Origin of the sequence: Cohaesibacter marisflavi, from assembly GCF_900115225.1 — a bacterium.
Lineage (GTDB): Bacteria > Pseudomonadota > Alphaproteobacteria > Rhizobiales > Cohaesibacteraceae > Cohaesibacter > Cohaesibacter marisflavi.
Genome location: NZ_FOVR01000007.1, coordinates 200,117 through 224,109, shown reverse-complemented (window position 1 = coordinate 224,109; position 23,993 = coordinate 200,117). Strand labels below are relative to the sequence as shown.

Below are 23,993 nucleotides of genomic sequence, written 5' to 3'. Positions count from 1 at the left end.
CATTTGGCACGATCACCGTGCCCGCATCCTTCTCCGCCATCGGCAGGCAAAGATCAGGCTTGCCTTCGCGCTGTTCAATGACAAGGAAGTGGAACAGTTCGCCGGTTACCATCAGAGGATCAAGATAGCCCAGTTCCTTCTCGATATCGGCGGCTTCATCACGCGGATAGCCCGGCACGATGCGGTCAACCAGCGTGTTGAAGAAGGCATTCTTGCTTTCCAGCCAGCTCATGAAATCTGCACCCAGATCCCAGTCCTTGGCATGCTGATGCACGCATTTTTCCAGCTCATCGGCATTGTGGTCGATCAACTCGCACGGCAGGAAGTGGAAGCCCGGAGCATCGACGCCGCCGCATGTGTTGAAGCGTTCCAGCAGCAGACGGGTCACCTTGGCCGGATAGGAAGCCGGTGGCGTGTCCGTTGCCTTGCAATCGGCATTGTAAACGATGCCGGCTTCGGTGGTGTTGGAGACCACGGCCACAAAGTCGGTGTTACGAGCCAGCGCCAGAACCTCGTCCCACTGTTTGACAGCATTCAGTTCACGACGAACGGCTGAGATGAGGCGGGCATCAGACACAGCCTCTCCATCCGGGCCAACGCCACGGGAGAGAACCGTGTAAACACCATCGCTGTCATTGAGCGAAATCGGCACACCGCCATCAATCGGGCGGACAATGACGACGCCATAGTCGCTGCCGCAATCTTCGTTCATGCGATCGATTTTCCAATCCATGAAGGCTCTAAGGAAGTTGCCCTCACCAAACTGGATGATCCGTTCTGTCGGACGAGCCCGGCCTGCAAGATTGCTCTCATTCACGCGTTGCATTGAAGTCTTTCCTTTTCATAATCTTTATTCTGTATCCATGGGGTGGAGAGCAGATGCCTTACATCATCGCCCCGATTTGCCATGGTACAAATTCATATTCACCCAGCCCCAGACGCTCGGATTTTGTTTTCTCGCCTGACGCCACCGCGATGATATAGTCGAGCATTTCCGCGCCCTTCTCTTCCAGAGACACGCCTTTTGAGAGGACATCACCACAGTTGACATCCATGTCATCCGGCATGCTTTCGAACAGATGGTCGTTGGTGGCAACCTTGATGGTCGGAGCCGGTTTGGAACCGAAGGCAGAACCGCGACCGGTGGTGAAGACCACCATATGCGCACCACCGGCAATCTGACCGGTTGCACAGGCCGGGTCATAGCCCGGCGTATCCATATAGACGAAGCCCGGCTTGGTCATCTTCTCGGCATAATCATAAACGGCGGTCAGCGGCGTTGAGCCGGACTTGGCTGTCGCACCGAGGGATTTTTCCAGAATGGTGGTCAATCCGCCAGCCTTGTTGCCCGGGCTCGGGTTATTGTCGAGACTGCCATCATTGACATCGACATAATGTTCCCACCATTTGATCTGATTAATCAGTTTGTCGGCAATTTCCTTGCTCTCGGCCCGACGCAGAAGAAGCTGCTCGGCACCATAGATTTCCGGCGTTTCAGAAAGAATGGCCGTAGCCCCCAAGCCAGCCAGCATGTCGGCGGTTTTGCCCAGAGCCGGGTTGGCGGTGATGCCGGAAAAACCATCAGAGCCGCCACACTGCAACGCAATCTTCAACTCGGAAGCCGGGCATGGCTCACGTTTGACCTTATTCACCGCAGGCAACAGCTCACGCACCTTGGCCTTGATGGCTTCGATGGTCTTGCGGGTACCGCCCACTTCCTGAATGGCAAGGCTATGGAACTGTTCCATCACTTCGCCATTGTCGGCATCAAAGCGCGATTTCATACGCGCCATTTCCATCATTTCGCAGCCAAGCCCCACGAACACGGTGGCGCCCACATTGGGATGGGTCGCATAGCCCCAAAGCACACGTTCGAGCACCTCCATGCTCTTTGTGCCACTCATGCCACATCCGGTACTGTGGGTCAGCCCGACAATGCCGTCAACATTCTCATATTCATCGAGAATGCCCGAAGCAATCAGCTCCTGTGTGGCATGTTTGATAACCGTGGCCGAGCAGTTCACCGTTGCCAGCAAGGCGAGGAAATTGCGTGTTCCCACTTCGCCATTCTTGCGGCGATAGCCCATAAAGGTGCGCGGCTCCATGGTCGGTATGGCAGCCTTGGCCTTTTCCAGATCCAGCCCGACCTGATAGTCCTGCCCATGATCGGAAAAGGCAAGATTGTGGGAATGCACATGGTCACCGGCTGCGATATCCTGCGTTGCGCGGCCAATGACCTCGCCAAACTTGATAATCTCTTCGCCCTTCTTGTGATCCTTGCGCGCAAGTTTATGCCCGGGGAAAACATTGCTCGCCAGCGGCGCACCAAGACCCAGCGGATCATCGCCAGCCTTTGCGCCAGCCGGAAGGATCGCAATCGTATCCGCCGGATTGAGAATAATGGGTGCTGATTTACTCATGCAGAAGCCCTTTCATGAATTATACCGGCCATCAGGCCCCGGAGTTCAGCCAAGCCACGCATGCGCCCTATCAGGGGATAGCCCGGATGCGTGTCCCGATGATGATCATCAAGCAGCTCGTGTCCGTGATCTGGCCGGAAAACGATATCGGCATCGGCTCTGCCTTCTTCCTGGCGCCGATTTTCTTCATCAAGGAGATGTGCAACAAGCAGAGCCAAGTCGGTGTCGCCTCCCAGATGTGTGGCTTCCTCAAAGGAGCCGTCGGCAAATTTTCTGACATTGCGCAAATGGGCAAAATGGATCTTGTCGGCAAAGCGCTTTGCAATGGCCGGAACATCATTATCCGGATGCGCGCCAAGAGATCCCGAGCAGAGCGTCAGGCCATTGGCCCGGCTTTCATGCGCGGAGAGAACCCATGCAATGTCCTCTTGAGTGGAAACAATGCGCGGCAAGCCCAGAATATCCCGGGGCGGGTCATCCGGATGCACGGCGAAACTGAGACCGAGATCCTCGGCCGCAGGAATGATTTCATCAAGAAAACGCTTGTAATTGGCCCTCAGGCCATCCCGATCGATACCCGCATAGCCTTTCAAGGCTTCCTTGAGCTGCTTGATGGTGTAGCGATCATAAGCCCCGGGCAAACCGGCCATGACGGACGTCATCAGACGCTCCCGCTTGCTCTCATCAGACAAGGAAAACCAGACACGCCCGCGCTCCAACGCATCTTCGCAATAGTCTGTTTCGGCGCCTTCGCGCTCAAGCATATAGACCTCGAGCGCGGCCATGCGTGCCGCATCAAAGCGCAAACAGCTTCCGCCCCCATCGACAGGCGCCTTAAGGTCGGTGCGCGTCCAGTCCAGAAGGGGCATGAAATTATAACAGATGACCTTCACACCCTCGGCGGCCAGATTGGCCATCGACTGGCGATAGTTGGCAAAAAGTTGAGAGAGGTCCCCCTCTCCTTTCTTGATCCGCTCATGGATCGGCAAGCTTTCCACCACCGGCCAGCGAAATCCGGCCAGCTCGATGCTCTTGCGCATCTTAACGATGCTTTCCCGCGGCCAGACTTCGCCATAAGGGACTTCATAGAGGGCAGATACGATATCTGTGGCTCCAGTTTGCGCAATCTCGGACAAGGAGATGCGATCAAACGAGCCATACCAGCGCCAACCTTCTTTCATTTCAAGTTCCTGACTTAACCAAGGCCACGGCCGCCATCAGGCGGCTTGAAGGATTGAAAGAGCGCACCAAACGCTCCCTGTCGCCACCAAGGGGACAAGAACGCGTGCTTAAAACACTCTCGATTACAGTATCGGCACCACCCTGTTGGCAAACAAACCAGCGCCATAACCTATTGATGGAATTGTCGTTTCCAAACCAAATGGCACAACATGCTTACCATCTGCCCCATTCCGGCGGGAAAGATCTACACAAATGAAAGGCCTGCCGCATGCTTTCACCCAAATGGCTGTCTTTTCATTTGCATGGCGCTGGCCAGCGCACCGGCCAACTCCATTTCTTGAACAGTCCAGCGCTCTAGCGCAGATCTTCCATAGCAATGAAATCCATGTCGGTATAATCGACATTGTCTCCAGCCATCGCCCAGATGAAGGTATAGCTGCCAACGCCCGCACCGGCGTGAATGGACCATGGCGGAGACACAACCACATCTTCATTCTTCAGAACCATGTGACGCGTTTCATTGGGTTCACCCATGAAATGCATCACGCGGGTGCTCTCTTCCATGCCGAAATAGCAATAGGCTTCCATGCGACGATCATGCACGTGGGCTGGCATGGTGTTCCAGACGGAGCCCTGATGCAGCTTGGTGTAACCAAGAATCAGCTGACAGGATTCCATGACCAGCGGATGGATGAACTGATAGATCGTGCGCTCGTTGGAGGTTTCCGGTGCCCCCATATGCACGCTCTTGGCATCCTCGATCTTGATCAGTTTGGCTTCCAGCTCTTTGTGCGCCGGAGCGGAGGTGATGTAGAAACGGCCCTGACCGGCAAAGGTCACCGCGCCTGCCCCTTTGGGCAGATAGAGAACGTCACCATGATCCAGGCTGTAGTCGACGCCTGCGCAGGAAACACTGCCGCTATCCCCGATATTGACGATGCCCATTTCGCGGCGATCCAAAATGCTCGGCGTGCCGCATTCCTTGACCTCATCGAGCAGCAAAGACCCACCATTGGGCACAGCGCCCCCTACGATCATACGATCATAATGGGTATAGGTGAGGCGGATTTCGCCTTCGGAGAAAAGCCCTTCAGACAGAAAATTGTCTCTTAGAGCCTGAGTGTCCATACCCTTTGCATGGTCTGCATTGACGGCATGAACGGTTTTCACTGTAAGCATCAAACTATTCCTTGTTGTCTGGGCAAGGCACCGCAAGAGCGCAAAGCCCGGTCGTTCAAAGGGAAGCCTCTCCGGCAAACCAGGTCATAAAAAGCATGCTGGAGAAGCGATCTCGGTCAGAGAAAGTCGTCCCGGCGCGGGGTGAAACAGTCGATGAGCGTGCCCGGCTCAAGGCAAACACACCCGTGCGTCGCATCAGAAGGGATGACAAAGCTGTCACCAGGCCCGACTTCAAAGCTGTCCTCACCAATTGTGAAACGGAACCGTCCCTCTTTCACAAAGGTGGACTGGACATGGGGATGGTTGTGGAGGGCACCTTCTGCGCCCACCTCTTTGAATTGGAAAGCCACCACCATCAGTTCAGGACTATCCGCAAGCACCTGTCTCGGGGTCGCGGTATCTTCACCAACAACGGGAAATGACTTTACATACATTTTGCTCTCCTAGTGGAACAGGCTTGGTAGCCAGAGAGAAAGGAACGGGACATAGGTCACCAGCATCAACACGCCAAAGGCTGCGCCATAGAATGGCCAGATGGTGCGAATGACTTCCCAGACAGGGATCTTGCCCACCGCACAGCCGACAAACAGAACCGTACCAACCGGAGGTGTACACAGGCCGATACCAAGGTTAAGGATCAGGATCACGCCGAAATGGATCGGATCGACACCAAAGGCAGTGGCAACCGGAAGGAAGATCGGCGTGGTGATGACGATCAGCGGCGACATGTCCATGAAGGTACCCAGCATCAACAGCAGCAGGTTGATCAGCAGCAGAATGACAAGCGGGTTGTCAGAGATATGCTTGAGGGTTTCAACCAAATGGGCAGGAATGCGTAGATAGGCGAGCAGCCAGCCAAACGATGCAGCACAGCCAATCACCAGCAGCACCATTGCCGTGGTACGCACGGCAGATTTGCAGGTTTCAACAAACTCCCTGAAGCCCATGGTGCGATAGGCAAACACGGTGACCAGCACAGCATAAACCGCAGCGATGCACGAACTTTCCGAGGCAGTGAAGATACCGGAGCGGACGCCACCGAAGATGATTGCAATCAGCAGAATGCCCGGGAAGGCATTGATGAACATGCGACCAAGTGCGCCCCAACCGGCAAATGCCTCGGTCGGGTAACCCTTTTTCTTGGCCACAAAATAGGCTGTGATCATCAAACCAAGTGCCAAGAGCAAACCAGGCAGAATGCCTGCGGTAAACAGGTCTGCGATGGACAATTTGCCACCAGCGGAAATGGAATAGATGATGAGGTTATGGGACGGCGGCAACATCAGAGCGATCAAAGCCGCAAGCACGGTCACATTCACACCGTAAGAGACGTCATAGCCGCGTTTCTTCATCTGTGGCACCATGATGCCGCCAATCGCGGTCGCATCAGCTGCAGCTGACCCGGAGATACCACCAAACATCACGGACGCCAGAATATTCACCTGACCAAGACCGCCGCGTATGTGCCCCACCATGCCGCCAGCCAAATCGACCAGCCTTCGCGCAATATCGCCGCGCACCATGATTTCACCGGCAAAGATAAAGAAGGGAATTGCCATCAGCGCGAGCACGGAGACACCGGCAGTCAAACGCTGAAAAACCACGACGGGGGGAATGCCGAGATAGATAATGGTCGCAAAGGATGCGACACCAAGACAAAAAGCAACGGGCGTGCCGATAAGCAGCAACACCACGAAAGAGCCGAAAAGAATCCAGGTTTCCATCCAACTACTCCTCAATTTCCGTTTCGCCGAAGCGAGCAGTCGGAAGACCGGCAGCGCGGCGCGCAAGGCGCTCTAGCGAGAAAAGGACCACCAGAAAACCGCCAACAACAAGCGGCATGTAATCGATCGCACGAGGCAAGCCCAGCGTCGGAATCTTGATATGCCAGCCAGAGTTCATCAATTCTCCACCATACCAGACCATACCGGCACCAAACCCGATCACAACAAGATCGGAGAGCGTGAAGAAAACGGTTTTAACCTTGTCGGGGACAAAAATAAGCAGCACGTCAAAACTGAGGTGATTACCCTCGCGAATACCAACCGCCGCACCAAGAAAGATGAACCACGCCATCAACACGATGGACACCGGCTCGCTCCAGACGATGGAATCATTCAGCACGTAGCGCACGAAAACCTGAGCAGCAGTAAAGGCGGTCATCATGACCAGACCCAGGCTCGCCAACCAAAGTGCTCCAGTGGACAAGCTGCCCATTATGCTGGCTATTGTTTTAAGTTGATTTTGCACTTTATTCTCCGCGAAACAGCTCATGGCGCAAAGCGCCATGAGCCGTCATCAAGAGTTAGTCGGTTGCGCGAATGCGTTTTACGAGGTCTTTGAGTTTGTCAGAGGTGACATGTTTTTCGTAAACAGAATCCATGGCATCCATGAATGGCTGTTTGTCGATTTCGGTAATGACATTCACGCCAGCTTCACGAACTTTTTCCTCGGAAACCTTCTCACGAGCAGCCCAGAGCTCACGCATTTTCGGCGTAGAGTCTTTGGCAGCCTGTTTCACCAGAGCCTGATCTTCAGGGCTCAGTTTGTCCCAGGAGATCTTGGACATCACCAGAACTTCCGGCACGATCAGGTGCTGATCGAGGGTATAGTTCGGAGCCACTTCGAAATGGCCTGAAGATTCAAAGGAAGGCCAGTTATTTTCAGCACCGTCAATCACGCCGGTCTGGATGGAAGAGTAAACTTCACCATAAGCCAGAGGTGTTGCGTTGGCACCCAGAGCAGACATCATGTCGACGAAGATATCGGACTGCATGACGCGGATCTTCATACCTTTGAGATCATCAATGCTCTTGATCGGCTTGACGCTGTTATAGAAGCTGCGCGCGCCGCCATCATAATAGGTCAGACCAATAAAACCCTCAGATTCAAAGCCTTTCAGGATGTCTTCGCCAATCGGGCCATCAACAACGCGGTGCATGTGATCGACGCTCTTGAAGATATAAGGCAGGGAAACCACTTTGGTTTCTTCAACGATGTTGTTGAAAGGACCGGTTGATACGCGGTTCAGATCAATCACACCGAATTTGGTCTGCTCAATTGAATCTTTTTCCTCCCCCAGCTGAGCAGAATGGAAAACTTCAACACAGATGCGGCCGTCAGTACGCTCTTTGAGCAATTCGCCCATGTATTTTACGGCCTCAACAGTCGGATATCCATCAGGATGGGTATCGGAAGACTTGAGGGTAATTTCACAGGCAGATGCAGTTGCGATCATTGCAACGCTGGCAACCAGTGCAGTGGTCAAAGTCTTAAGCATTAGTTTGTTCCTCCATGAAGTAGCTCAATTCAGAGCTGATAGGCTTGCTTCACAAGCCGATAGGTAAGGTCAGCAGCGACCTCAGTAGCCTCGTCCTCACCGAGCCGCCCAGTCGCGACCAGTGTGGCGAGGAATGCACAGTCCACCCGGCGAGCCACATCGTGCCGTGCCGGGATTGAGCAGAATGCTCTTGTGTCATCATTGAAACCGACGGTGTTGTAGAAACCGGCTGTTTCTGTTGTCATCTCCCTAAACCGGCGCATCCCTTCGGGGCTGTCATGGAACCACCATGCAGGCCCGAGGCGAAGAGCCGGATAGACGCCAGCCAAGGGCGCCAACTCACGTGCATAGCTCGTTTCATCAAGCGTGAAGAGAATGATCTTGAGATCCCTCTCCATGCCGACTGCATCAAGCAGAGGCTTGAGCGCATGCACATAATCGGTCCGGGTCGGGATATCGAATCCCTTGTCCAGCCCGAAAGTCTCGAAGACAGGATTGGAATGGTTGCGGTTACTGCCTGGATGTATCTGCAACACCAACCCGTCTTCCAGGCTCATGCGAGCCATTTCGGTCAACATGTGACCACGGAAAGCATCAGCTTCCTCGGCTGAACACTCTCCTTTCAAAGCCTTCTGGAACAAAGCAGCCGCTTCCTCTTGCGGCAGATTTTCCGTGCGGGCGGTCAAATGGCCATGGTCAGATGATGTCGCCCCGAAGTCTTTGAAATATGCGCGACGAATGCGATGGGCTTCAAGATAGCCCTCCCAGTTCGTTGCGTCGACACCGGCGATTTCGCCGAATTTCTCGATATTCTCTATAAAGCCCTTATAATGCGGATCCACGACAGGATCCGGACGATAAGCGGTTACAACGCGGCCCTTCCAGCCGCTTTCCTTGATCGCGCGATGCCATTTCAGGTCATCCAGCGGCGATTCCGTCGTTGCAAGAGCCTCGATATTGAAGCGCTCATACAGGGCGCGAGGCAGAAACTCCGGTTTTTCAAGGCATTCGGCAATATGATCATAAGCGCGATCGGCATTTTCTTCATTTAGCCATTCGGTCCACCCGAACACGTCTTCGAAGGCATGACCAAGCCACATGCGCGACGGGGTCGCACGGAAAAGATAGGCATGTTTGGCAAAAATCCGCCAGATCTTTCGACCATTGGTTTCGGTCCAGCCGCCATCGATGCGCGGCACCCCGACATCCTCAAGCTTCACACCCTGCGAACAAAGCATCCTGAACACATAATGATCAGGGGTGATGAATAATTGGGCTGGGTTTGGAAAACGTTCATTCTTGGCGAACCAGCTCGGGTCCGTATGCCCATGCGGGCTGATGATCGGCAAGGACCGCACACCCTCGTAAAGAGAGCGGGCAATCGAACGGGTTTTATCTTCAATGGGAAAGAGTCTATCTGGATCCAACATGGCGAGCCTCCCTATTGTCGGCTTCAGGGGAAATCTCTAATCTCTGGTCAACTAATATACCAGTTTACCTTGCTTGTAAACTGATATGCCAGTAATATCCGGACACGGAGCATAAAATGACAAAAACAAATATTGACACAGTCCTGTCCCCCTTAAATCGCCTATCAGTCGCCGACTCTGTTTTCGACGAACTGCATAGGCAGATTCTGACTCTCGAACTTCAGCCCGGAGCCAAGATTTCGGAAGCGGATGTAGCCAAGGCTCTCGGCGTTTCCCGCCAACCAGTACGCGATGCCTTTTATCGTCTATCCAAACTCGGCTTTCTGTCCATGCGCCCGCAAGTCGCAACGACAGTTTCGCTGATTTCCAAGAAGTCGGTCCAGCAAGCCCGCTTTATCCGCTGTGCGCTGGAAACCAAAACCGTCATCACGGCATGCGAGAAGCTCTCGCAGGAAGATCTTGAGGCCCTGCGCGATCTTATTGAACAACAAAGGAAAACCGTCGTCGCTCGCGATGCAGAATTGTTCCATGCGCTCGACGATCAGTTCCATAAGGAGATCTGCGACCGCTGCGGCGTGGACTTTGCCTGGCAGCTCATCAAGGATAACAAGGCCCATATGGACCGGGTTCGTTTCCTGTCGCTGACCTTCGCAATTGACACAGCCTTCGCTGCACACAAGCGCATTCTGACCGCCATTGAATCCAATGATCCGGCGGCAGCGTCAAACGAGATAAACAAACATCTGGGCGAGATCTTGCTCATCATGCCGCGCATTCGTGAAGAGCATCCGGATTATTTCGCCACCGACGAAGAATGACGCAATACCCCTACACCTTTTGTAGGACGCAGTTTCCCATAGACTGGCATATCAGTTATCCCACCTCAAGCTCGCCAAGAGCGTTTCAACCCCGCCCAAAACACCACATACTGTGACAATAAGTCATACTTATTCAACAAACTATCCACCGACGATTACATCGAGCATCAGCATATCGTCGAAAGGCAGACCCGATCCGGCCCTCAATCGACGCCCCATCGCACTTCAGAAAAGGCACGAGATGCGTTAAATGCCATATCCTGGCTGCCTAAATAGGATGCACAAACAAAAAGGCAGGGCCTCCGGCCCTGCCCTATCTTTCCAAACATATCTCACGAGACATTCAGGAAGAGCGATTACCCTGCTTTCACTGTATCAACCATTGGCTTGATGTCGACGCCCGCAGCGGTCAAGGCGGCCCTCACCTTGCTGGCCATGGCCACGGCCTTGGCACTGTCCCCATGCACACAGATTGTGTCTATGGCAACGGGAATGCGCTTGCCACTAACGCTCTCAATCTCTCCGGACGTCACGAAGTCCACCATACGTCTTGCTGCTTCATCGGCATCTTCGATCATCGCCCCGGCCTTCTTGCGGGAGACAAGCATACCGTCATCCTCATAGGCTCGATCGGCAAAAATCTCGCGCGCCACGCAGAGCCCTAGGCTTTCGGCTGCCCTTTCCATGGCACTGCCCGGCAACGCAACATAGATCATCTGCGGATCGACGGCCCTCACGGCCCGCGCCGTTGCCAGCGCGAGATCATAATCCACGGCGGCCATATTATTGAGAGCCCCATGAGCCTTGAAGTGACCAACGCGGATACCAAGCGCGGTGGCCATACCTTGAATGGCGCCAATCTGATAGATCATCTGCTTTTCGATATCTTCGGGTCTATCCCCCTGTATCGGCCGACGGCCAAATCCCCAGAGATCATTAAAACCCGGATGAGCTCCCACGCCGACGCCATTCTCCTTTGCCAGCCGCAAGGTTTCGTGCATCACCAGAGCATCGCCCCCGTGAAATCCGCAAGCTACGTTGGCGGAGCTGACGATGGACAGCATCGAAGCATCATCACCAATTTCATAAGCCCCGAAGCTTTCTCCCATATCGGAGTTCAGATCAACAACAGCCATATAAGCACCCTCAATTGATTGATTCTGTTCATTAGGGGCAAAATAACCCCGGCGCTTCCAGCCGTCGATGTCTTATTTGTGAATATGGCCAGCATGGCTGTGATGCATGGCACTCTCTGCTTCGACATTCACAGACACATGCATTTCGCCAACATCAAACAGCAAATGCAGCTCGATCACGTCCCCTTTATGCAAATCCTCATCGATCCGGCCAAGACGCAAGGCAAGAGATTTTGGGGCAAGCACCATTGTCTGGCCCGCCTCGATCGGCATTTGAGGAAGAGGCACATAGACATCCTTTCCATCCTGCATGGTGAAGCCGACCAGTTCAACGGACTGCGCATGATCAAATTCGCCGCCCTTGAACAGGATTGTTTGATCGGACTCGTTCTCAAGCGATACGAAAACCAGCGCATCATCCCCTTTGCTGCTGGCCCGCGTCCAGGCGTGCACTGACCGCATACCATGAAGCTCACTCACATGCTCGCTATGCTCCCCTTCCTCGTGATGATGCTCATCATGTCCGGACTTTTCATGATCTTGGTCATGCCCGGCTTGCTGAGCAGAGGCAGGGTTCATACTGACAGGCAGCATCATCATGGGCGCCGAGAAGGCAAGTAAAAGGGCTAGAACAGTTCGCTTTCCCATTGGGTTCTCCATATAGATAGAAGATAGAAACGATATAACGTTACCTTCGCTAGAAAAATAGAAATCCAAACGAACACGCCAGTCCGATTGGCATAGCTTTTCGGCGGCAATCGTGGGGCAAACCACATCATCACCGCTGCAAAACAACCTTATCCGCGCAAATCTGCCACCACAGGTCTTCGCAGCGCCAGAAAAGCCGGGATCATGGCAAGACAAACCGTCAAACTGACAAAGGCAGCCACCAGATGGAATTCCGGCCAGCTCAGGATCACCTCGACAAGAATATTGGTTCTGGCGCTGACAATGCCAGAAATGACACGTGTCGTCGCGAAGCCCAGAAGGACACCCAAAGCAGAGCCAGCCAGAATGAGTACGGCGGCAAAACTCCAGACAATCGAAAACAGAAAGCGGCGTGGCGCACCAATAGCCCGCAGCAATGCCAACCGGCGTGAGAAGAGCTTGGTCAGAATGACGAGCCCGGTCAAAACACCCGCAGTCACGAGAATCTGGGTCACAACTGCCATCACCGACATCACCTCACGCACATTTCCCAAGACGCTATGGAGCTGAGAAAGAACCGCGCCGGGGAAATAGGCCATGCTGTCCTTGTTGGTGAAGGCATTCTTGAGCGCATAATTTGCCCAAAGCTGTTTGGCATGAACCAGAATGGAGGGCGTTCCGGGGAATGTTGCCGGATCAAATGGAGGGCCAAGCGCAGACGGCTCATCCAACCCGTGGCCGTTGCCAAGGCCATGCACCATCCAGACCGCCTCAACCGGCACCAGAATGGCCTGATCCCACGGACTCCCGGTCTTTTCCATGCGACCGGTCACCACAAATTCTGATCCTTCATGCGCCTCGGCATCGGCGCCATCGCCATGCCCATGCGCCGGGGTAAAGCGATCACCCAGAGACAGCGGCACATTGGCCCCGATCACAGCCTCGGAATAAGTCCCGAACAGAGCGCCCTCTTTAAGCGAACCGCTCAGATGATCAATAAATGTGATTGTCGTGCCCACAACGGGCGCCCCCTTGAAGCTATCGCCAAAGGCAATAGGCGCAGCAAAATCCACCTGCTCGTGTGTCGCAATCCGATGATAAAGCGCGCCATCCAGCAAAGGCATATCGGAGGCTTGCAAATAGACCGTCGCCAACACATTGGTCAATTCACTGCCCGGAGCGGCAACCACCAGATCGAATTTTTCTGCAGCCCGTGCCGTGCCCTTGCGCAAGCCCCGCTCCTGCGCAATGAGCCCGACACCCAGCGCAACGGAAACGGCGATCAGCAACACAAATACGAGATTGGACCAGCGAAATTGCCAGAGCATGGCCTTGACCAGTGCATAGGGACGCATGCCGCGCACCACCACAAAGCCGACGATAAGGCAGGGAAGAATATAGAGAATGAGCAATGCGCCATCTTGCATATCAGGCGAGAGCAGATCCCACCAAGGTGCGATATAGTCATAATAGAAATCAGTCATTGCGCACCTCCCCGACCATGCGTCCATCTTCGATGTCGATGATCCGGTCCATGCGTTCGTGCAAATGATGATCATGGCTGACGGCGATCAGCGTCTTCTTTTCCTGCCGGACAAGAGCAACCAGATCATCAATCAGCTGATCTGCAACCTTGCGATCAAGGCTCGCGGTTGGCTCATCAGCCAGAATGACAGCCGGATCATGGGCCAGCGCTCTGGCAATAGCGACCCGCTGACGCTCACCGCCAGAAAAGCTGGCAATTGTCCGCTGCGTCAGGTCCTTGACATTGAGTTTCTGAAGCGTGCTCTGCGCCCGCTCCAGAAGTGCAGCATGTCTGGAACCATGCAGATAACCGGTAGCAATGGCTGCATTAGAAACGGCATCGAGTTCTTCAAACAGCAGGAAATCCTGAAACACCATACCAACGCTAGAGCGGCGAAATCGGGCCCGAGCCTCTTCGCCCATGGTGGAAAGCTCGGCGTCTCCCCAGCGCACCTGTCCCTGCGCCACATTGGCCAGCCCGGCCAGTGCATAAAGCATGGTTGACTTGCCTGCTCCGGATGGCCCTCTGATCCCAACGGTCTCTCCGGGATGGACCACCAGTTGCTCAACGGTCAATAGCGTGCGCCCGCGCTCGCCCGAGACCAGCAAATCCTGTACAGACAATTCCAGCGAATTCATGCCCTTATACCCGCCGATATTGCGCGTTTTCCAGCCTCACCATGCTGTAGAAGCCGGTTTCCGGATCGGAATAGCCACCCAAATGAAGCCGCCCGTCGACCACGATGCGCTTGTTGAAAGGAATGACATCAACAATCCGGCGCGCATAGATCGCCAGAATATCGTCGGGCCAGTCCGCTTCGGGCTCACAGAAGGGACATACGGCCATTGGCATTTTCGTCAGAACAAAGAATTTTGATTCCGCCTTCAGGGGCGGCGCCATGAAGCCATTTACAGAAATAACCTGCCCTTCATGCTCCTTTGCAAAATCGGAGAATGACAAATCCTTGTTGTACAGCTCACGCATTTTGATGGATTTTGGGGCCGCGAGCGCAGACGGCATCAGCGACAGCCCCAGCAGGCCACCGCCAGCAACAACTGCGGACCCTTTAAGAAGCGCACGACGATCCAATGTAATATTCCTCTCTTTCAAACGACCTGTTGCAAGCCTCCGCCCAAGCAGGAAGCTTGGCATCTTGCCCCTCCCCGATGAGGGGCCAACAGAGCAAACAAAGAGGGGCAGATGCCCCTCTTCTTTTTTGTATGAAGGTACCAACCGGGCCTTATTCTGCCGTTGCAGCCTGAAGCATGACATGGAAGATTTCATTCTGCTCGATGGTTGAATCGAACAGGTGAGACCATGGGCCGCGACCATAAACAGCAACGTCTTCGCCAGAGTGGGATTCAGAAGACAGCGGGATCAGGGACTGCTGAACATAATCGATGTCCGTTGCCTGTTCCTGCGTAACCTCAGGGCGAGATCCGGAGCCGTCTTCACCCAGAATAGAGCCCGGGCCATTGAGGAAGCCAACAACGGTGTAAGGCTTGCCATCCTTGCCCATCAGCGGTTTATCGGAATGTTTGGTGCCAGCCGGATCGATATCGTAGCATAGGCCCAAAACATCAGACCCACGCCCGCAATAGCCGTTAAAGGCAATCGCATGTTCATGGTCAGCGGTGACAACAATCAGGGTTTCCTGCGGATCCGTCATTTCGACGGCCTTGGCAATCGCTTCAGCAAAGGCAACGCCATCCGTGACCGTACGCGCAGCGTTACCGGCATGGTTGGCATGGTCAACACGACCCGCTTCAATGGTCAGGAAGTAGCCATTCTCCGAACCACCCAGAGCCTTGATGCTGGCTTCGGTCATTTCAGCCAGAGAAGGTTCGCCGGTGCGGTCTGCTTCATATTTCATGTGGGAGGATTCAAACAGGCCAAGAACCGGCTTGCTCCAATCGGCAGATGCGAAGGTCTTGTCATCCCAGATATACTGGATGCCTGCAGCTTTGGCTTCTTCAATCAGATTCTTACCATCTGTGCGCTTGCCGCTTTTGCCCTCGTCACCCTTGGTCTCTTTGGTGATGAAGTTGCGACGACCACCGCCCATTGCGATATCGACAGCGCCGGATTTCATCACGTCGATGAGCTGGACGGCAATATCTTTCTGGCCACAGCCTTCCGGCAGATAGGAATCGGCTTCGAAGTTACGATCCGCAGAGTGCGCATAGGCAGAAGCAGGCGTTGCGTGGGTGAGGCGAGCGGTGGAGATGACACCGATCTGTTTACCCATGGCAGAGAAGGTTTCAACAGCGTTGGTAACCGTTGCGCCTTCAACTGCAGAGCAGTCGCCGCGCGCAAGCGTTTCGTCAACACCAAGCACACCGGCCTTGGTCTTTACGCCGGTATGGAAAGCGGTGCCTGTACCGGCAGAATCAGGGGTTTGGGCATTGGTGTTGTAGGTTTTAACCAGCGCAACATGCGGCAGGGCATCCTGCGGTAGAACATGTTCACTGCCCAGCTTGCCAGCCTGCTGACCGGCATAAAGGCGGGTCGCATAGTTGGAGCCGACACCGTTGCCATCTGCAATCAACAGAATGATGTTTTTGGCTTTATTGGTGATGGGCTGAACGGCCATGCGGGCCTTGATGGATGCCTGCGCATCCTTGAACCACTGATTGTCAGCCTGTTTGAAATCAGCCGCAAATGCGACAGACGATGTAAGCAGCAGGGATGCCGCTACAAGGATTGATTTTTTCATGATGAAAACTCCCGATCAAGGTAATGTCCGCAACCTAGGAGTGCTTGATGACACTTATGTAACAAAAGGAGACGAACTTGAACTAAATCAAAAGAAAAAAGAAAGTGCGGAAAATCCATCCGAAACAGTAGTCATCCAGGCAGGAACAGACCTCTTTTACTCCAAATTCAACAAAATTCATTCCTGGAGCGATATTACAATCAGCCCCTCAGAAAGTTATTTCCAGTTGCAAATTTATTCTCCACCCTAAAAGGAAAATACTACCAACAACTTTAGTATTATGAATTTTATCCAATACAGAACACAACGAAGACCGATCTATTCTATTCAATTAATGTAATATTATATTTTGAATAATTAAATGAGAGGGAAACCATAAGAGACGGCGGCTCTCATAAAATACAACCAAGAACATAATAATATCTGAGGGACAAGTTAAATGTTTAACCACTTGAAATCATTGAGCGCAAAAATCGTCGCCACTGTTTTTACTCTGGTTGCTTTGACTTTCGTTGCAGATACTATTCTAACACAATCGATAAGCAGCCGTGTTTATGACAAGACGGAGCAACTGACAGACCAGATGCATGCAGTTGTCGACCAGAAAGACACCCAGATCGAGCAATTGCTTAGCGGGCTTCTGGATTCCAAAGAGCACACACAGGCTTTGAGCCACACCCTCGCCAAGAGCGAACTTTCAGCGCAAAACCAACAGAAGCAGGCCTATCTGGAAGGTACCAGACAAGGCATATCGCTTTCCGTCGCCTCGCTTGTAAGCAACGCCATGATGGCCGGAGAAGCGTCCCTTGCAGAGGAACGCATTGAAGCGATGCTGGAAGACAAGCAGATCGCGGCAATCAATCTCTGGCGCACCGACGGCAATCTTGCCTTCAGGGACAATGTGACCATTGAAGCGGTGAATAGCTATGTCGATGCAGATGTGTTTGAGTCCCGAAAACCGGACCCTGCGGTGTCGATTCCCGCAGAGCGCCGGGCAACCTTCGACAAGGCGCTGGAAACGCTCTCCAACAAGGAGAGTTTTGATTCCACTCTAGAGGATGACGACGGCAACGAGATTCCGGTCACCTATTCCTACTTCATCCTCAAAAACAGTGAAGACTGCCAGAGCTGCCATGATGCTGCCATTCCCAACCGAGGCGTCCTAGAGGTCGCGGTAGACAGCAGCGAACTCATCGCCCTGTTTGAAAAGTCCGATGCGCTCATCAAGGAGATGGATGCGCAAGCGGCTGAAGAAAAGACAGCACTCATCAAGGCAAGCGAGAGCGAGAAGGAAAAGGTCGCCCAGCAAACTGTACGCTACACCGCCGAACTCAACGAATCCAAACAGGCAATCGAGGATACCCGCAAGGAAGCCTCCATGATGAGCATGGGCTCGAAGGTCTTCTTCTTTTTCGTCACGATTCTTCTGCTGATCCTTGCCTTGCGCAAACTGCTGACCACGCCTCTGCGCCGCCTGACCTCAGCAATGCTGCGCCTTGCCCAGAATGATCTCAGCGTAGAGGCAACCCATGCCCACCGCACCGACGAAATTGGCGCCATGAGCAAGGCCATCGGAACGTTCAAGGAAAATGCCATTGAGCGGCAGAAGCTGGAGCGGGAAGCGCAGAATCATATGCACGCTCAGAAAGAACGCCAGCATCAGATCGACGCCCTGTTCCACACATTCCGCACCCGCATTCAGGAGGCCCTGCACACCGTTTCCAACAGCGCCGAGCGCATGCAGCAATCTGCGGCGTCACTCAATCATATATCCTCGGCTACATCAGATCGCGCCCATTCGGTCAATCAGGCCTCAAGCCATTCCTCCGAGAATGTGCAGATGATGGCGGCTGCAAGCACCGAGATGACCTCTTCGATTGAGGAAATCGGGCAGCAGGTAATCCGCACCAACGACTTGGTGATGACCGCCTCTGATGAAGCCGCAGCGACAGACAGGAAAGTCGCAAGCCTCGCCTCAGCTGCCGAAGAGATTGGCGAAGTGGTTTCGCTGATCAAGGATATTTCCGAACAGACCAACCTGCTGGCCCTCAATGCAACCATCGAAGCCGCACGCGCGGGCGAGGCTGGGCGCGGCTTTGCAGTCGTTGCTGCAGAGGTCAAGGAACTGGCCTCCCAAACAGGCAAGGCCACCGAAGACATCGCCAACAGGGTTCAGACGATCCAGTCCTCAACCGGCGATTCTGTCGAGGCCATCCGCTCCATAGCCGCCAAAATGAGCGAGATCAGCCAATATACCACGGCCATCAGCGCCGCCGTGCAGGAGCAGAATGCCTCGACCAACGAGATTTCCCTGAACATCCAGCAGGCCGCTGAAGGAACCAAGGACATCGTGCAGAATATCTCCGAGGTCGCCTCTTCCACCGAAGAGACCAAAAGCTCTGCCGATGAAGTCCAAGCCGCATCAGCCACCGTTGCCAGTGTCGCCACCGACATGCGCGGCATCATTGACGATTTTCTCGAAAAGGTCGCAGCAGCCTAAGCCCTGACGGTCAAATCAGCAGACAAAGAAAAACCGTGCAAGCGATAATCCTGCACGGTTTTCCTGTTTTTCATCTTGCTTAACAGCCCCGAAAATCAGCACGCATCAAAGCGGGGTATCTGCACTCAGCTTTTCTTGAAGATATATTGTGTATGCTGGGAATAGCTCTCGCCCGGCTTCAGAACCGCAGACGGAAAGTCCGGATTATGGATAGCATCTGGCCAGATCTGCGGCTCAAGGCAGAAGCCGCCATGCTTGCCCATGGTGACGCCTTCAAGCCCCGGCATGCCGTCTTTCATATTCACGCCATCATAGGCCTGAACGCCCGGCTCCGTGGTCGTTACATCCATGCTGACACCGGATTTGGGGCTGGAAAGAGTCGCAACCCGACGCAGAGCTCCGCCAGCATCTGCGAGACAATAGTTATTGTCGATCGCGGCAATGCTGGTTGCTCCGCCCACCCGCTTGGTGGTGCGGAAATCAAGGCTTGTGCCTTCCACCGGCAAAAGCTTGCCCGTCGGGATCAGCTCGTCATTGACCTCCAGATACTGCTCGGCATCCACCTGCAGCATATGATCCATGACGGTTGGATCGCCATCAAGATTGAAATAGCTGTGATGAGCCAGATTGCAGAGCGTTGTGGCGTCCGTCGTCGCTGACATGGCCATATCCAGAACGCCCCCTTCCAGAAGGGAATAGACAATCTTGATGGTCAGATTGCCCGGAAAACCCATTTCTCCGTCTGGCAAGGTGGTGGACATATGCACGGCATTCTCTTCCACCTTATCGAAGGTCCAGACCTGAACACCCATACCCTTTTTGCCACCATGCAAGGTATGTTTGCCAAGGAAGTTGGTGTCCAGCTGATAGGTCTTGCCGTCCAGTTCCAGATGCCCATCGCGAATGCGGTTACCCACGCGACCGGCTGTTGCACCGAAATGCGACCCATAGGCGAGATAATCTTCCAACTTTTCAAAGCCACAGACCAGCGGCTTGTCATGCCCATCAAGACGCAGATCCTGAATGACCGTTCCATAAGACAGGATCTTGGCGGTCAGACCACCACCATGAATAGTCGCACGCTGCACCGGCGTACCATCCGGCATGACACCAAATTGTTCAACAGACATAAGTGAGTTCCTCTAACCAGTAAAAACGGCGCAACAACTGTTGGCAAGCACCAGACAGCGCGCCTTTTGAAAATTTAGCGAAAGCCTATCAGACTTCGCGTTTGGAAAATTGCGTCAGAGCAAAGACCGGTAAAATTGCATCCCGCATCCCCACCACTTTAAGCCGCCATATCAATCAAGATGACGCAAGCCCTCTCCGGGCTAGTGACATTTCACCCCTTTGATCTCTTCCACTCGCCTTTGCACCGAAGCCAGATCGACCTTGCCGGTTGCCAGAACCGGCACCTCATCAATAATCAGCTCGGCTGGTACCAAAATGTCTGCCGCCCCATTGGCCTTCGCATGACGGGAGAATTCAAACAGATCTGCATCAGGTTTATTGGTTACCAGAATGATCTTTTCGCCCTTCTTGGCATCGGGCAAGCGCGCCGCCGCCGACAGATAGTCCGGCCAGAGGTCAAAGGCCAACACTTCAACAGCTGCCAGCGACACCTTCTCTCCGGCAATATCGGCAAAGCGTTTTGCCCGCCCGATAATCTTGATATAGCCCTCTTCATCGATGGTGACGATATCGCCGGTATCATGCCATCCATCCGGCGGCGGGATCACCTCTCCGGGTTTATCGGCACTCAAATAACCAACCATGACATTGTCGCCCTTGATGAGCAGCCTCCCGCCTTCCTTAAGGCCCGGCACCGGACTGAGCTTGGTCTGAATGCCGGGCAATGCCTTGCCCACGGTACCGACCTTGTTGAAAATCGGCGTATTGACGGCAATCACCGGCGCGGTTTCTGTCACACCATAGCCTTCCAGCAGCCGCACACCAAAGCGCTGCATGAACAGCTCCCGCGTTGGCGCCTTGACCGCTTCTGCGCCTGAAATGCAATAGCGTACGCTGCGGAAGTCAAACGGATGAGCGGTGCGTGCATAGCCATTAAGGAACGTATCCGTGCCGAAGAACAACGTCGCATTGGTGCCATAAACCAGCTCGGGAATGATCCGATAATGCAGCGGCGAGGGATAGAGATAAACTGGTATCGCATGAATGAGCGGCAAAATCGTACCGACCGTCAAGCCAAAGCAATGGAACATCGGCAAGACGTTAAAGGCCACATCTCCCATATTGAAGTCGATGGCAGCGGCCGCTTGCGCAATATTGGCCAAGAGATTCCGATGGGTCAGAATAACGCCCTTGGGCAAGCCTTCCGAGCCGGAAGTAAACAGAATGAAGGCCGGATCATCGGCCTTGCGCGCAACCAGAGGCTTGGAACGATGCAGCAGGCCTGCCAATTTATCCTTGGTGCCCGTCTTGTCCTTGAGATCATCCACCCAGACAATCTCTACATGCTCACCCAACTTGGCGATCATGTCCTCCATCTTGCCCTGCTCGACAAATGTGCGTGATGTGAGCACAGATTTGAGCTGAGCCGTTTGACAAGACGAGATCATGTTGGCAACGCCCGTCGAGAAATTGAGCATCGCAGGAATCTTGCCTGCCGACATCAGACCAAGGATCACAGCCGCCGTTCCCGTTGCGTTGGGCAGCAGCACCCCAACCCTTTCCTCATCTGCAAAATCGCGCTGGAAATGGGTTCCCAACACGCGAGCAGCCGTCAAAAGGCGCCCATAAGTCATCTGGCCCGCAAACGGATCCTCCAGCGTCACACGCCGCATCCCCACGCCGTGTGCCACCTTGATGACATTTTCAAGCACCGTCATATCCACGTCGGTGGTGCGCAACACAAGTTCAGACATCACCCGCTGCAGCGAAGCACCCGCCGCCATGCGACGTCTGCGCCCCTTGAAACTGGGTGGCACCTGCAGCTTTACCGGTTCAAGGATCGTCACCTTAACCTTGGGGAAGAATTGGCGACGCACATTGCCCGGCTCGATGGCTGTTGAATAGCTGCGCTCCAACCCTTCAATGCGAATAGGCACAACCTTGGAGCCCGTCATCTCTGCGGCCATGGCAGCCACGTCATAAACCTTCATCAAGCCGCCGGTCGCCGAAACGCGCCCTTCAGGAAAGATCACAAGGGAATTGCCACTCTGCAAGGCATCAACCACGGCTTCTGTCGCAACGGGCTGGGAAGGTTCCAGCACAAGATATTTGAAGAAGCGCATGAAGGGATGCATCCACCAGGTCTTTGCCGTTTTTGCATCGATGGCAAAGATCGGCTCTTCCTCGGTGATGGCCATGGCCAGCGGTCCATCCAGAAAGCTCACATGATTGAAGGCAAGAATAGGCGACTTGCCTGCTTTCTCCAGATTTTCGCGCCCCTCCACTTCAAGACGCGAGAATGTGCGAAACAGGATATTGACCAGATCCCACAAGGGGTTGGTCGGCATGTAGCGCACCATCAGCCACGCGACAACGATATTGGCAACGGCCAGAGTGGTAAAGACATGCGACGCGCTAAGCCCCACCGCCTGAAACGCAGCAACAGCAGCACCAGAAAAGACAATGAAACCGGCATTGAGAATATTGGCTCCAGCCACGACCCGCGCCCTATGATCGCGCCGCGCCCAGCTTTGCAAGGCAGTGAAGCTTGGCACCACAAGCAAAGCACCGGAAACCGCAAGCCCGCCTAGATCGATCGCCACGCGGATGGCTGCGGTATGGGTAAAGAAATCGAGCACGCTATCGGCAACAAGGGGTTCGCTGATCTGCGAAAGATTCCACGCCAGCTGCATACAGAAAAAAGCCAGCAGCGCCGCACCAAATGGCGCTGGCAGTAGAACCACGCGCCCGGCACAAAGCCAGGCGGCAATGGCCGACCCGATGGCGACAGATACAGCAAAGACCACCGAATAGATGGTCACCACCAGCGGGCTACCGCCCATGACCTGATCAACGAAACTGGGAACAAGAGCGGTCAGCACAGCGCCCATCATCCAGAACCACGAGATGAATAACGCGGTCGTCCAGAGCCGCTTGTCTTCATGCAATTCCCTGACAAGACGCACCGTGGAGCCCAGAATATTGGCGGACACATGCAAATCGGGGTTGCTGAAGCCCGTCTTTGGAATATGTCGGCTGATCAGCCAGCAGACGAGCGCCAGGATCAGCATCACCGGCGCAAAAACCCTGGAGTCGAGCCCGTCATCGGCCACGAAACCGGCCGCAATAGTGCCCCCTAATATAGCAATAAAGGTTGCCCCTTCCACCCATGCGTTCGCTCCGGGCAAATCCCGCCGTCCCATCAGATCAGGCAAGATGCCATATTTGATGGGCCCGAACAGGGCCGAAATCACCCCGAAAAGAAACAGCGCCAGCATGGACACGGGCACCGAGGCCATGATGATCCCGGCAACGGCCACAAAGGCCGCACCAATCTCGAACAGCTTCAGCCGCTCGGCAAGCCACCCCTTGTCATATTTATCTGCCAGCTCCCCTCCAAGCGCTGACAAGATCAGGAAAGGCAGCATGAAAATGGCACTCGCCAACGTAATCAGAGAAGCGGCTTCGTCCCCCTGCAACTGCACAAGAATAAGAAAGACAAGGGAATAGCGCAGAAAGTTGTCATTGAACGCAGAGAGAAATTGCGTCCAGAACAGAGGCGCAAACCGTTTCGATATCATCAGATGGCGACGCATACAGGCGAGCTTTCTTTTATATTTTTGCCAAGCGAACAAATTGTCATCAGGGCCTGTTTCCACCAACAGGCTTTAAAGACAATCAGGATGAAAAGGGTAGCCCAAACTTTAGGCTAAGCAAACCGGCTCAAGGGAGTGCAAGTGCTCAGCTTGCACAAATCCACATCACAATATGGAGAAAATCCGAATTTGCAAAACAGTAATTGCACAATGCGCAAGCATAACGAGCATGCCGCGCAATCTCGCGCCAACAATCTCGCGCAAGCAATCTCCAGCGCGTTGCTTGAAATGCGCGCGTCATCCATAGCCATGAAATAATGCATACTGAGTCCAAAGGTCAGTTTTCCACTACATTTCTGGATATCCCGCATAATTATGCATAGAACGGATATCACCTCGGGGCACGCCAGAGTATTCTTTACCCCAAGGCAA

The 23,993-nt window shown here is 54.0% G+C and carries 20 protein-coding genes; 3 read left to right on the top strand and 17 right to left on the bottom strand.

Annotation, left to right across the window (positions count from 1 at the left end; translation table 11 throughout):
- The 9 genes from BM258_RS14580 to uxaC form a co-directional block, all read right to left on the bottom strand.
- The coding region (locus BM258_RS14580; RefSeq protein WP_455423302.1) for a mannitol dehydrogenase family protein at positions 1-826 on the bottom strand (826 nt) is incomplete at its 3' end.
- A gap of 58 nt (positions 827-884) precedes the next feature.
- Positions 885-2,420, bottom strand: a complete 1,536-nt coding sequence (locus tag BM258_RS14575; RefSeq protein WP_090073485.1) for a UxaA family hydrolase — start codon at positions 2,418-2,420, stop codon at positions 885-887.
- A complete protein-coding gene (uxuA, locus tag BM258_RS14570; RefSeq protein WP_090073483.1) occupies positions 2,417-3,601 on the bottom strand; it encodes a mannonate dehydratase in 1,185 nt (394 codons plus the stop codon). The genes BM258_RS14575 and uxuA overlap by 4 nt, the downstream gene beginning before the upstream one ends.
- A gap of 355 nt (positions 3,602-3,956) precedes the next feature.
- A complete protein-coding gene (gene kduI, locus BM258_RS14565; protein ID WP_090073481.1) occupies positions 3,957-4,781 on the bottom strand; it encodes a 5-dehydro-4-deoxy-D-glucuronate isomerase in 825 nt (274 codons plus the stop codon).
- Between the two features lie 116 nt (positions 4,782-4,897).
- A complete protein-coding gene (locus tag BM258_RS14560) occupies positions 4,898-5,215 on the bottom strand; it encodes a cupin domain-containing protein (RefSeq protein WP_090073479.1) in 318 nt (105 codons plus the stop codon).
- A gap of 9 nt (positions 5,216-5,224) precedes the next feature.
- The gene (locus tag BM258_RS14555) at positions 5,225-6,505 is read right to left on the bottom strand and encodes a TRAP transporter large permease (RefSeq protein WP_090073477.1); all 1,281 of its coding nucleotides are present in this window, start codon (positions 6,503-6,505) and stop codon (positions 5,225-5,227) included.
- Between the two features lie 4 nt (positions 6,506-6,509).
- A complete protein-coding gene (locus tag BM258_RS14550; protein ID WP_244544707.1) occupies positions 6,510-6,968 on the bottom strand; it encodes a TRAP transporter small permease in 459 nt (152 codons plus the stop codon).
- 118 nt (positions 6,969-7,086) lie between these two features.
- Complete coding sequence (locus BM258_RS14545; RefSeq protein ID WP_244544712.1) at positions 7,087-8,019, bottom strand: TRAP transporter substrate-binding protein; 933 nt, start codon at positions 8,017-8,019, stop codon at positions 7,087-7,089.
- Positions 8,020-8,090: 71 nt separating this feature from the next.
- Entirely contained in the window at positions 8,091-9,491 is a 1,401-nt protein-coding gene (gene uxaC, locus BM258_RS14540) for a glucuronate isomerase (protein ID WP_090073471.1), read from the bottom strand.
- A 116-nt stretch (positions 9,492-9,607) separates the two neighbouring features.
- Between uxaC and BM258_RS14535 the strand changes: the two genes are divergently transcribed.
- On the top strand, positions 9,608-10,309 hold the full coding sequence (locus tag BM258_RS14535; RefSeq protein ID WP_090073469.1) for a GntR family transcriptional regulator: 702 nt from the start codon (positions 9,608-9,610) through the stop codon (positions 10,307-10,309).
- 356 nt (positions 10,310-10,665) lie between these two features.
- Here BM258_RS14535 and BM258_RS14530 read toward each other — a convergent pair whose 3' ends face one another.
- From BM258_RS14530 to BM258_RS14505, 6 genes are all read right to left on the bottom strand, one after another.
- Positions 10,666-11,445, bottom strand: a complete 780-nt coding sequence (locus BM258_RS14530; RefSeq protein WP_090073467.1) for a LamB/YcsF family protein — start codon at positions 11,443-11,445, stop codon at positions 10,666-10,668.
- Between the two features lie 72 nt (positions 11,446-11,517).
- Entirely contained in the window at positions 11,518-12,093 is a 576-nt protein-coding gene (locus BM258_RS14525; protein WP_175528080.1) for a copper chaperone PCu(A)C, read from the bottom strand.
- Between the two features lie 149 nt (positions 12,094-12,242).
- The gene (locus BM258_RS14520) at positions 12,243-13,577 is read right to left on the bottom strand and encodes an ABC transporter permease (RefSeq protein WP_090073463.1); all 1,335 of its coding nucleotides are present in this window, start codon (positions 13,575-13,577) and stop codon (positions 12,243-12,245) included.
- Entirely contained in the window at positions 13,570-14,256 is a 687-nt protein-coding gene (locus BM258_RS14515) for an ABC transporter ATP-binding protein (protein ID WP_090073461.1), read from the bottom strand. Before BM258_RS14515 ends, BM258_RS14520 begins: the two co-directional genes overlap by 8 nt.
- 4 nt (positions 14,257-14,260) lie before the next feature.
- Positions 14,261-14,707 (bottom strand): twin-arginine translocation signal domain-containing protein, encoded by a 447-nt coding sequence (locus BM258_RS14510; protein WP_090073459.1) that lies wholly within the window; start codon positions 14,705-14,707, stop codon positions 14,261-14,263.
- Between the two features lie 151 nt (positions 14,708-14,858).
- Complete coding sequence (locus tag BM258_RS14505) at positions 14,859-16,334, bottom strand: alkaline phosphatase (RefSeq protein WP_090073457.1); 1,476 nt, start codon at positions 16,332-16,334, stop codon at positions 14,859-14,861.
- On the opposite strand from BM258_RS14505, the gene BM258_RS14500 reads away from it, so the two are divergent.
- A complete protein-coding gene (locus BM258_RS14500; protein WP_090073455.1) occupies positions 16,333-16,584 on the top strand; it encodes a hypothetical protein in 252 nt (83 codons plus the stop codon). The two genes, BM258_RS14505 and BM258_RS14500, sit on opposite strands and share 2 nt — an antisense overlap.
- Positions 16,585-16,773: 189 nt before the next feature.
- Positions 16,774-18,834 carry a methyl-accepting chemotaxis protein gene (locus tag BM258_RS14495; RefSeq protein ID WP_090073454.1) on the top strand — a complete coding sequence of 687 codons (2,061 nt, stop codon included), beginning with the start codon at positions 16,774-16,776 and terminating at the stop codon, positions 18,832-18,834.
- Between the two features lie 125 nt (positions 18,835-18,959).
- Here BM258_RS14495 and BM258_RS14490 read toward each other — a convergent pair whose 3' ends face one another.
- Both BM258_RS14490 and BM258_RS14485 read right to left on the bottom strand, forming a co-directional pair.
- Complete coding sequence (locus BM258_RS14490; RefSeq protein ID WP_090073452.1) at positions 18,960-19,964, bottom strand: aldose epimerase family protein; 1,005 nt, start codon at positions 19,962-19,964, stop codon at positions 18,960-18,962.
- Positions 19,965-20,165: 201 nt separating this feature from the next.
- Positions 20,166-23,561, bottom strand: a complete 3,396-nt coding sequence (locus BM258_RS14485; RefSeq protein ID WP_090073450.1) for an acyl-[ACP]--phospholipid O-acyltransferase — start codon at positions 23,559-23,561, stop codon at positions 20,166-20,168.
- Positions 23,562-23,993: the final 432 nt, after the last annotated feature.

Excerpts from the sequence above, each read along its gene's own strand:
- BM258_RS14545 (WP_244544712.1), bottom strand. The coding sequence starts at position 8,019 with ATGATCGCAACTGCATCTGCCTGTGAAATTACCCTCAAGTCTTCCGAT.
- BM258_RS14535 (WP_090073469.1), top strand. The coding sequence starts at position 9,608 with ATGACAAAAACAAATATTGACACAGTCCTGTCCCCCTTAAATCGCCTA.
- uxuA (WP_090073483.1), bottom strand. The coding sequence starts at position 3,601 with ATGAAAGAAGGTTGGCGCTGGTATGGCTCGTTTGATCGCATCTCCTTG.
- kduI (WP_090073481.1), bottom strand. The coding sequence starts at position 4,781 with ATGCTTACAGTGAAAACCGTTCATGCCGTCAATGCAGACCATGCAAAG.
- BM258_RS14525 (WP_175528080.1), bottom strand. The coding sequence starts at position 12,093 with ATGGGAAAGCGAACTGTTCTAGCCCTTTTACTTGCCTTCTCGGCGCCC.
- BM258_RS14520 (WP_090073463.1), bottom strand. The coding sequence starts at position 13,577 with ATGACTGATTTCTATTATGACTATATCGCACCTTGGTGGGATCTGCTC.
- BM258_RS14530 (WP_090073467.1), bottom strand. The coding sequence starts at position 11,445 with ATGGCTGTTGTTGATCTGAACTCCGATATGGGAGAAAGCTTCGGGGCT.
- BM258_RS14515 (WP_090073461.1), bottom strand. The coding sequence starts at position 14,256 with ATGAATTCGCTGGAATTGTCTGTACAGGATTTGCTGGTCTCGGGCGAG.
- BM258_RS14555 (WP_090073477.1), bottom strand. The coding sequence starts at position 6,505 with ATGGAAACCTGGATTCTTTTCGGCTCTTTCGTGGTGTTGCTGCTTATC.
- BM258_RS14505 (WP_090073457.1), bottom strand. The coding sequence starts at position 16,334 with ATGAAAAAATCAATCCTTGTAGCGGCATCCCTGCTGCTTACATCGTCT.
- BM258_RS14575 (WP_090073485.1), bottom strand. The coding sequence starts at position 2,420 with ATGAGTAAATCAGCACCCATTATTCTCAATCCGGCGGATACGATTGCG.
- BM258_RS14560 (WP_090073479.1), bottom strand. The coding sequence starts at position 5,215 with ATGTATGTAAAGTCATTTCCCGTTGTTGGTGAAGATACCGCGACCCCG.
- uxaC (WP_090073471.1), bottom strand. The coding sequence starts at position 9,491 with ATGTTGGATCCAGATAGACTCTTTCCCATTGAAGATAAAACCCGTTCG.
- BM258_RS14485 (WP_090073450.1), bottom strand. The coding sequence starts at position 23,561 with ATGCGTCGCCATCTGATGATATCGAAACGGTTTGCGCCTCTGTTCTGG.
- BM258_RS14490 (WP_090073452.1), bottom strand. The coding sequence starts at position 19,964 with ATGTCTGTTGAACAATTTGGTGTCATGCCGGATGGTACGCCGGTGCAG.
- BM258_RS14500 (WP_090073455.1), top strand. The coding sequence starts at position 16,333 with ATGATGAAAACTCCCGATCAAGGTAATGTCCGCAACCTAGGAGTGCTT.
- BM258_RS14495 (WP_090073454.1), top strand. The coding sequence starts at position 16,774 with ATGTTTAACCACTTGAAATCATTGAGCGCAAAAATCGTCGCCACTGTT.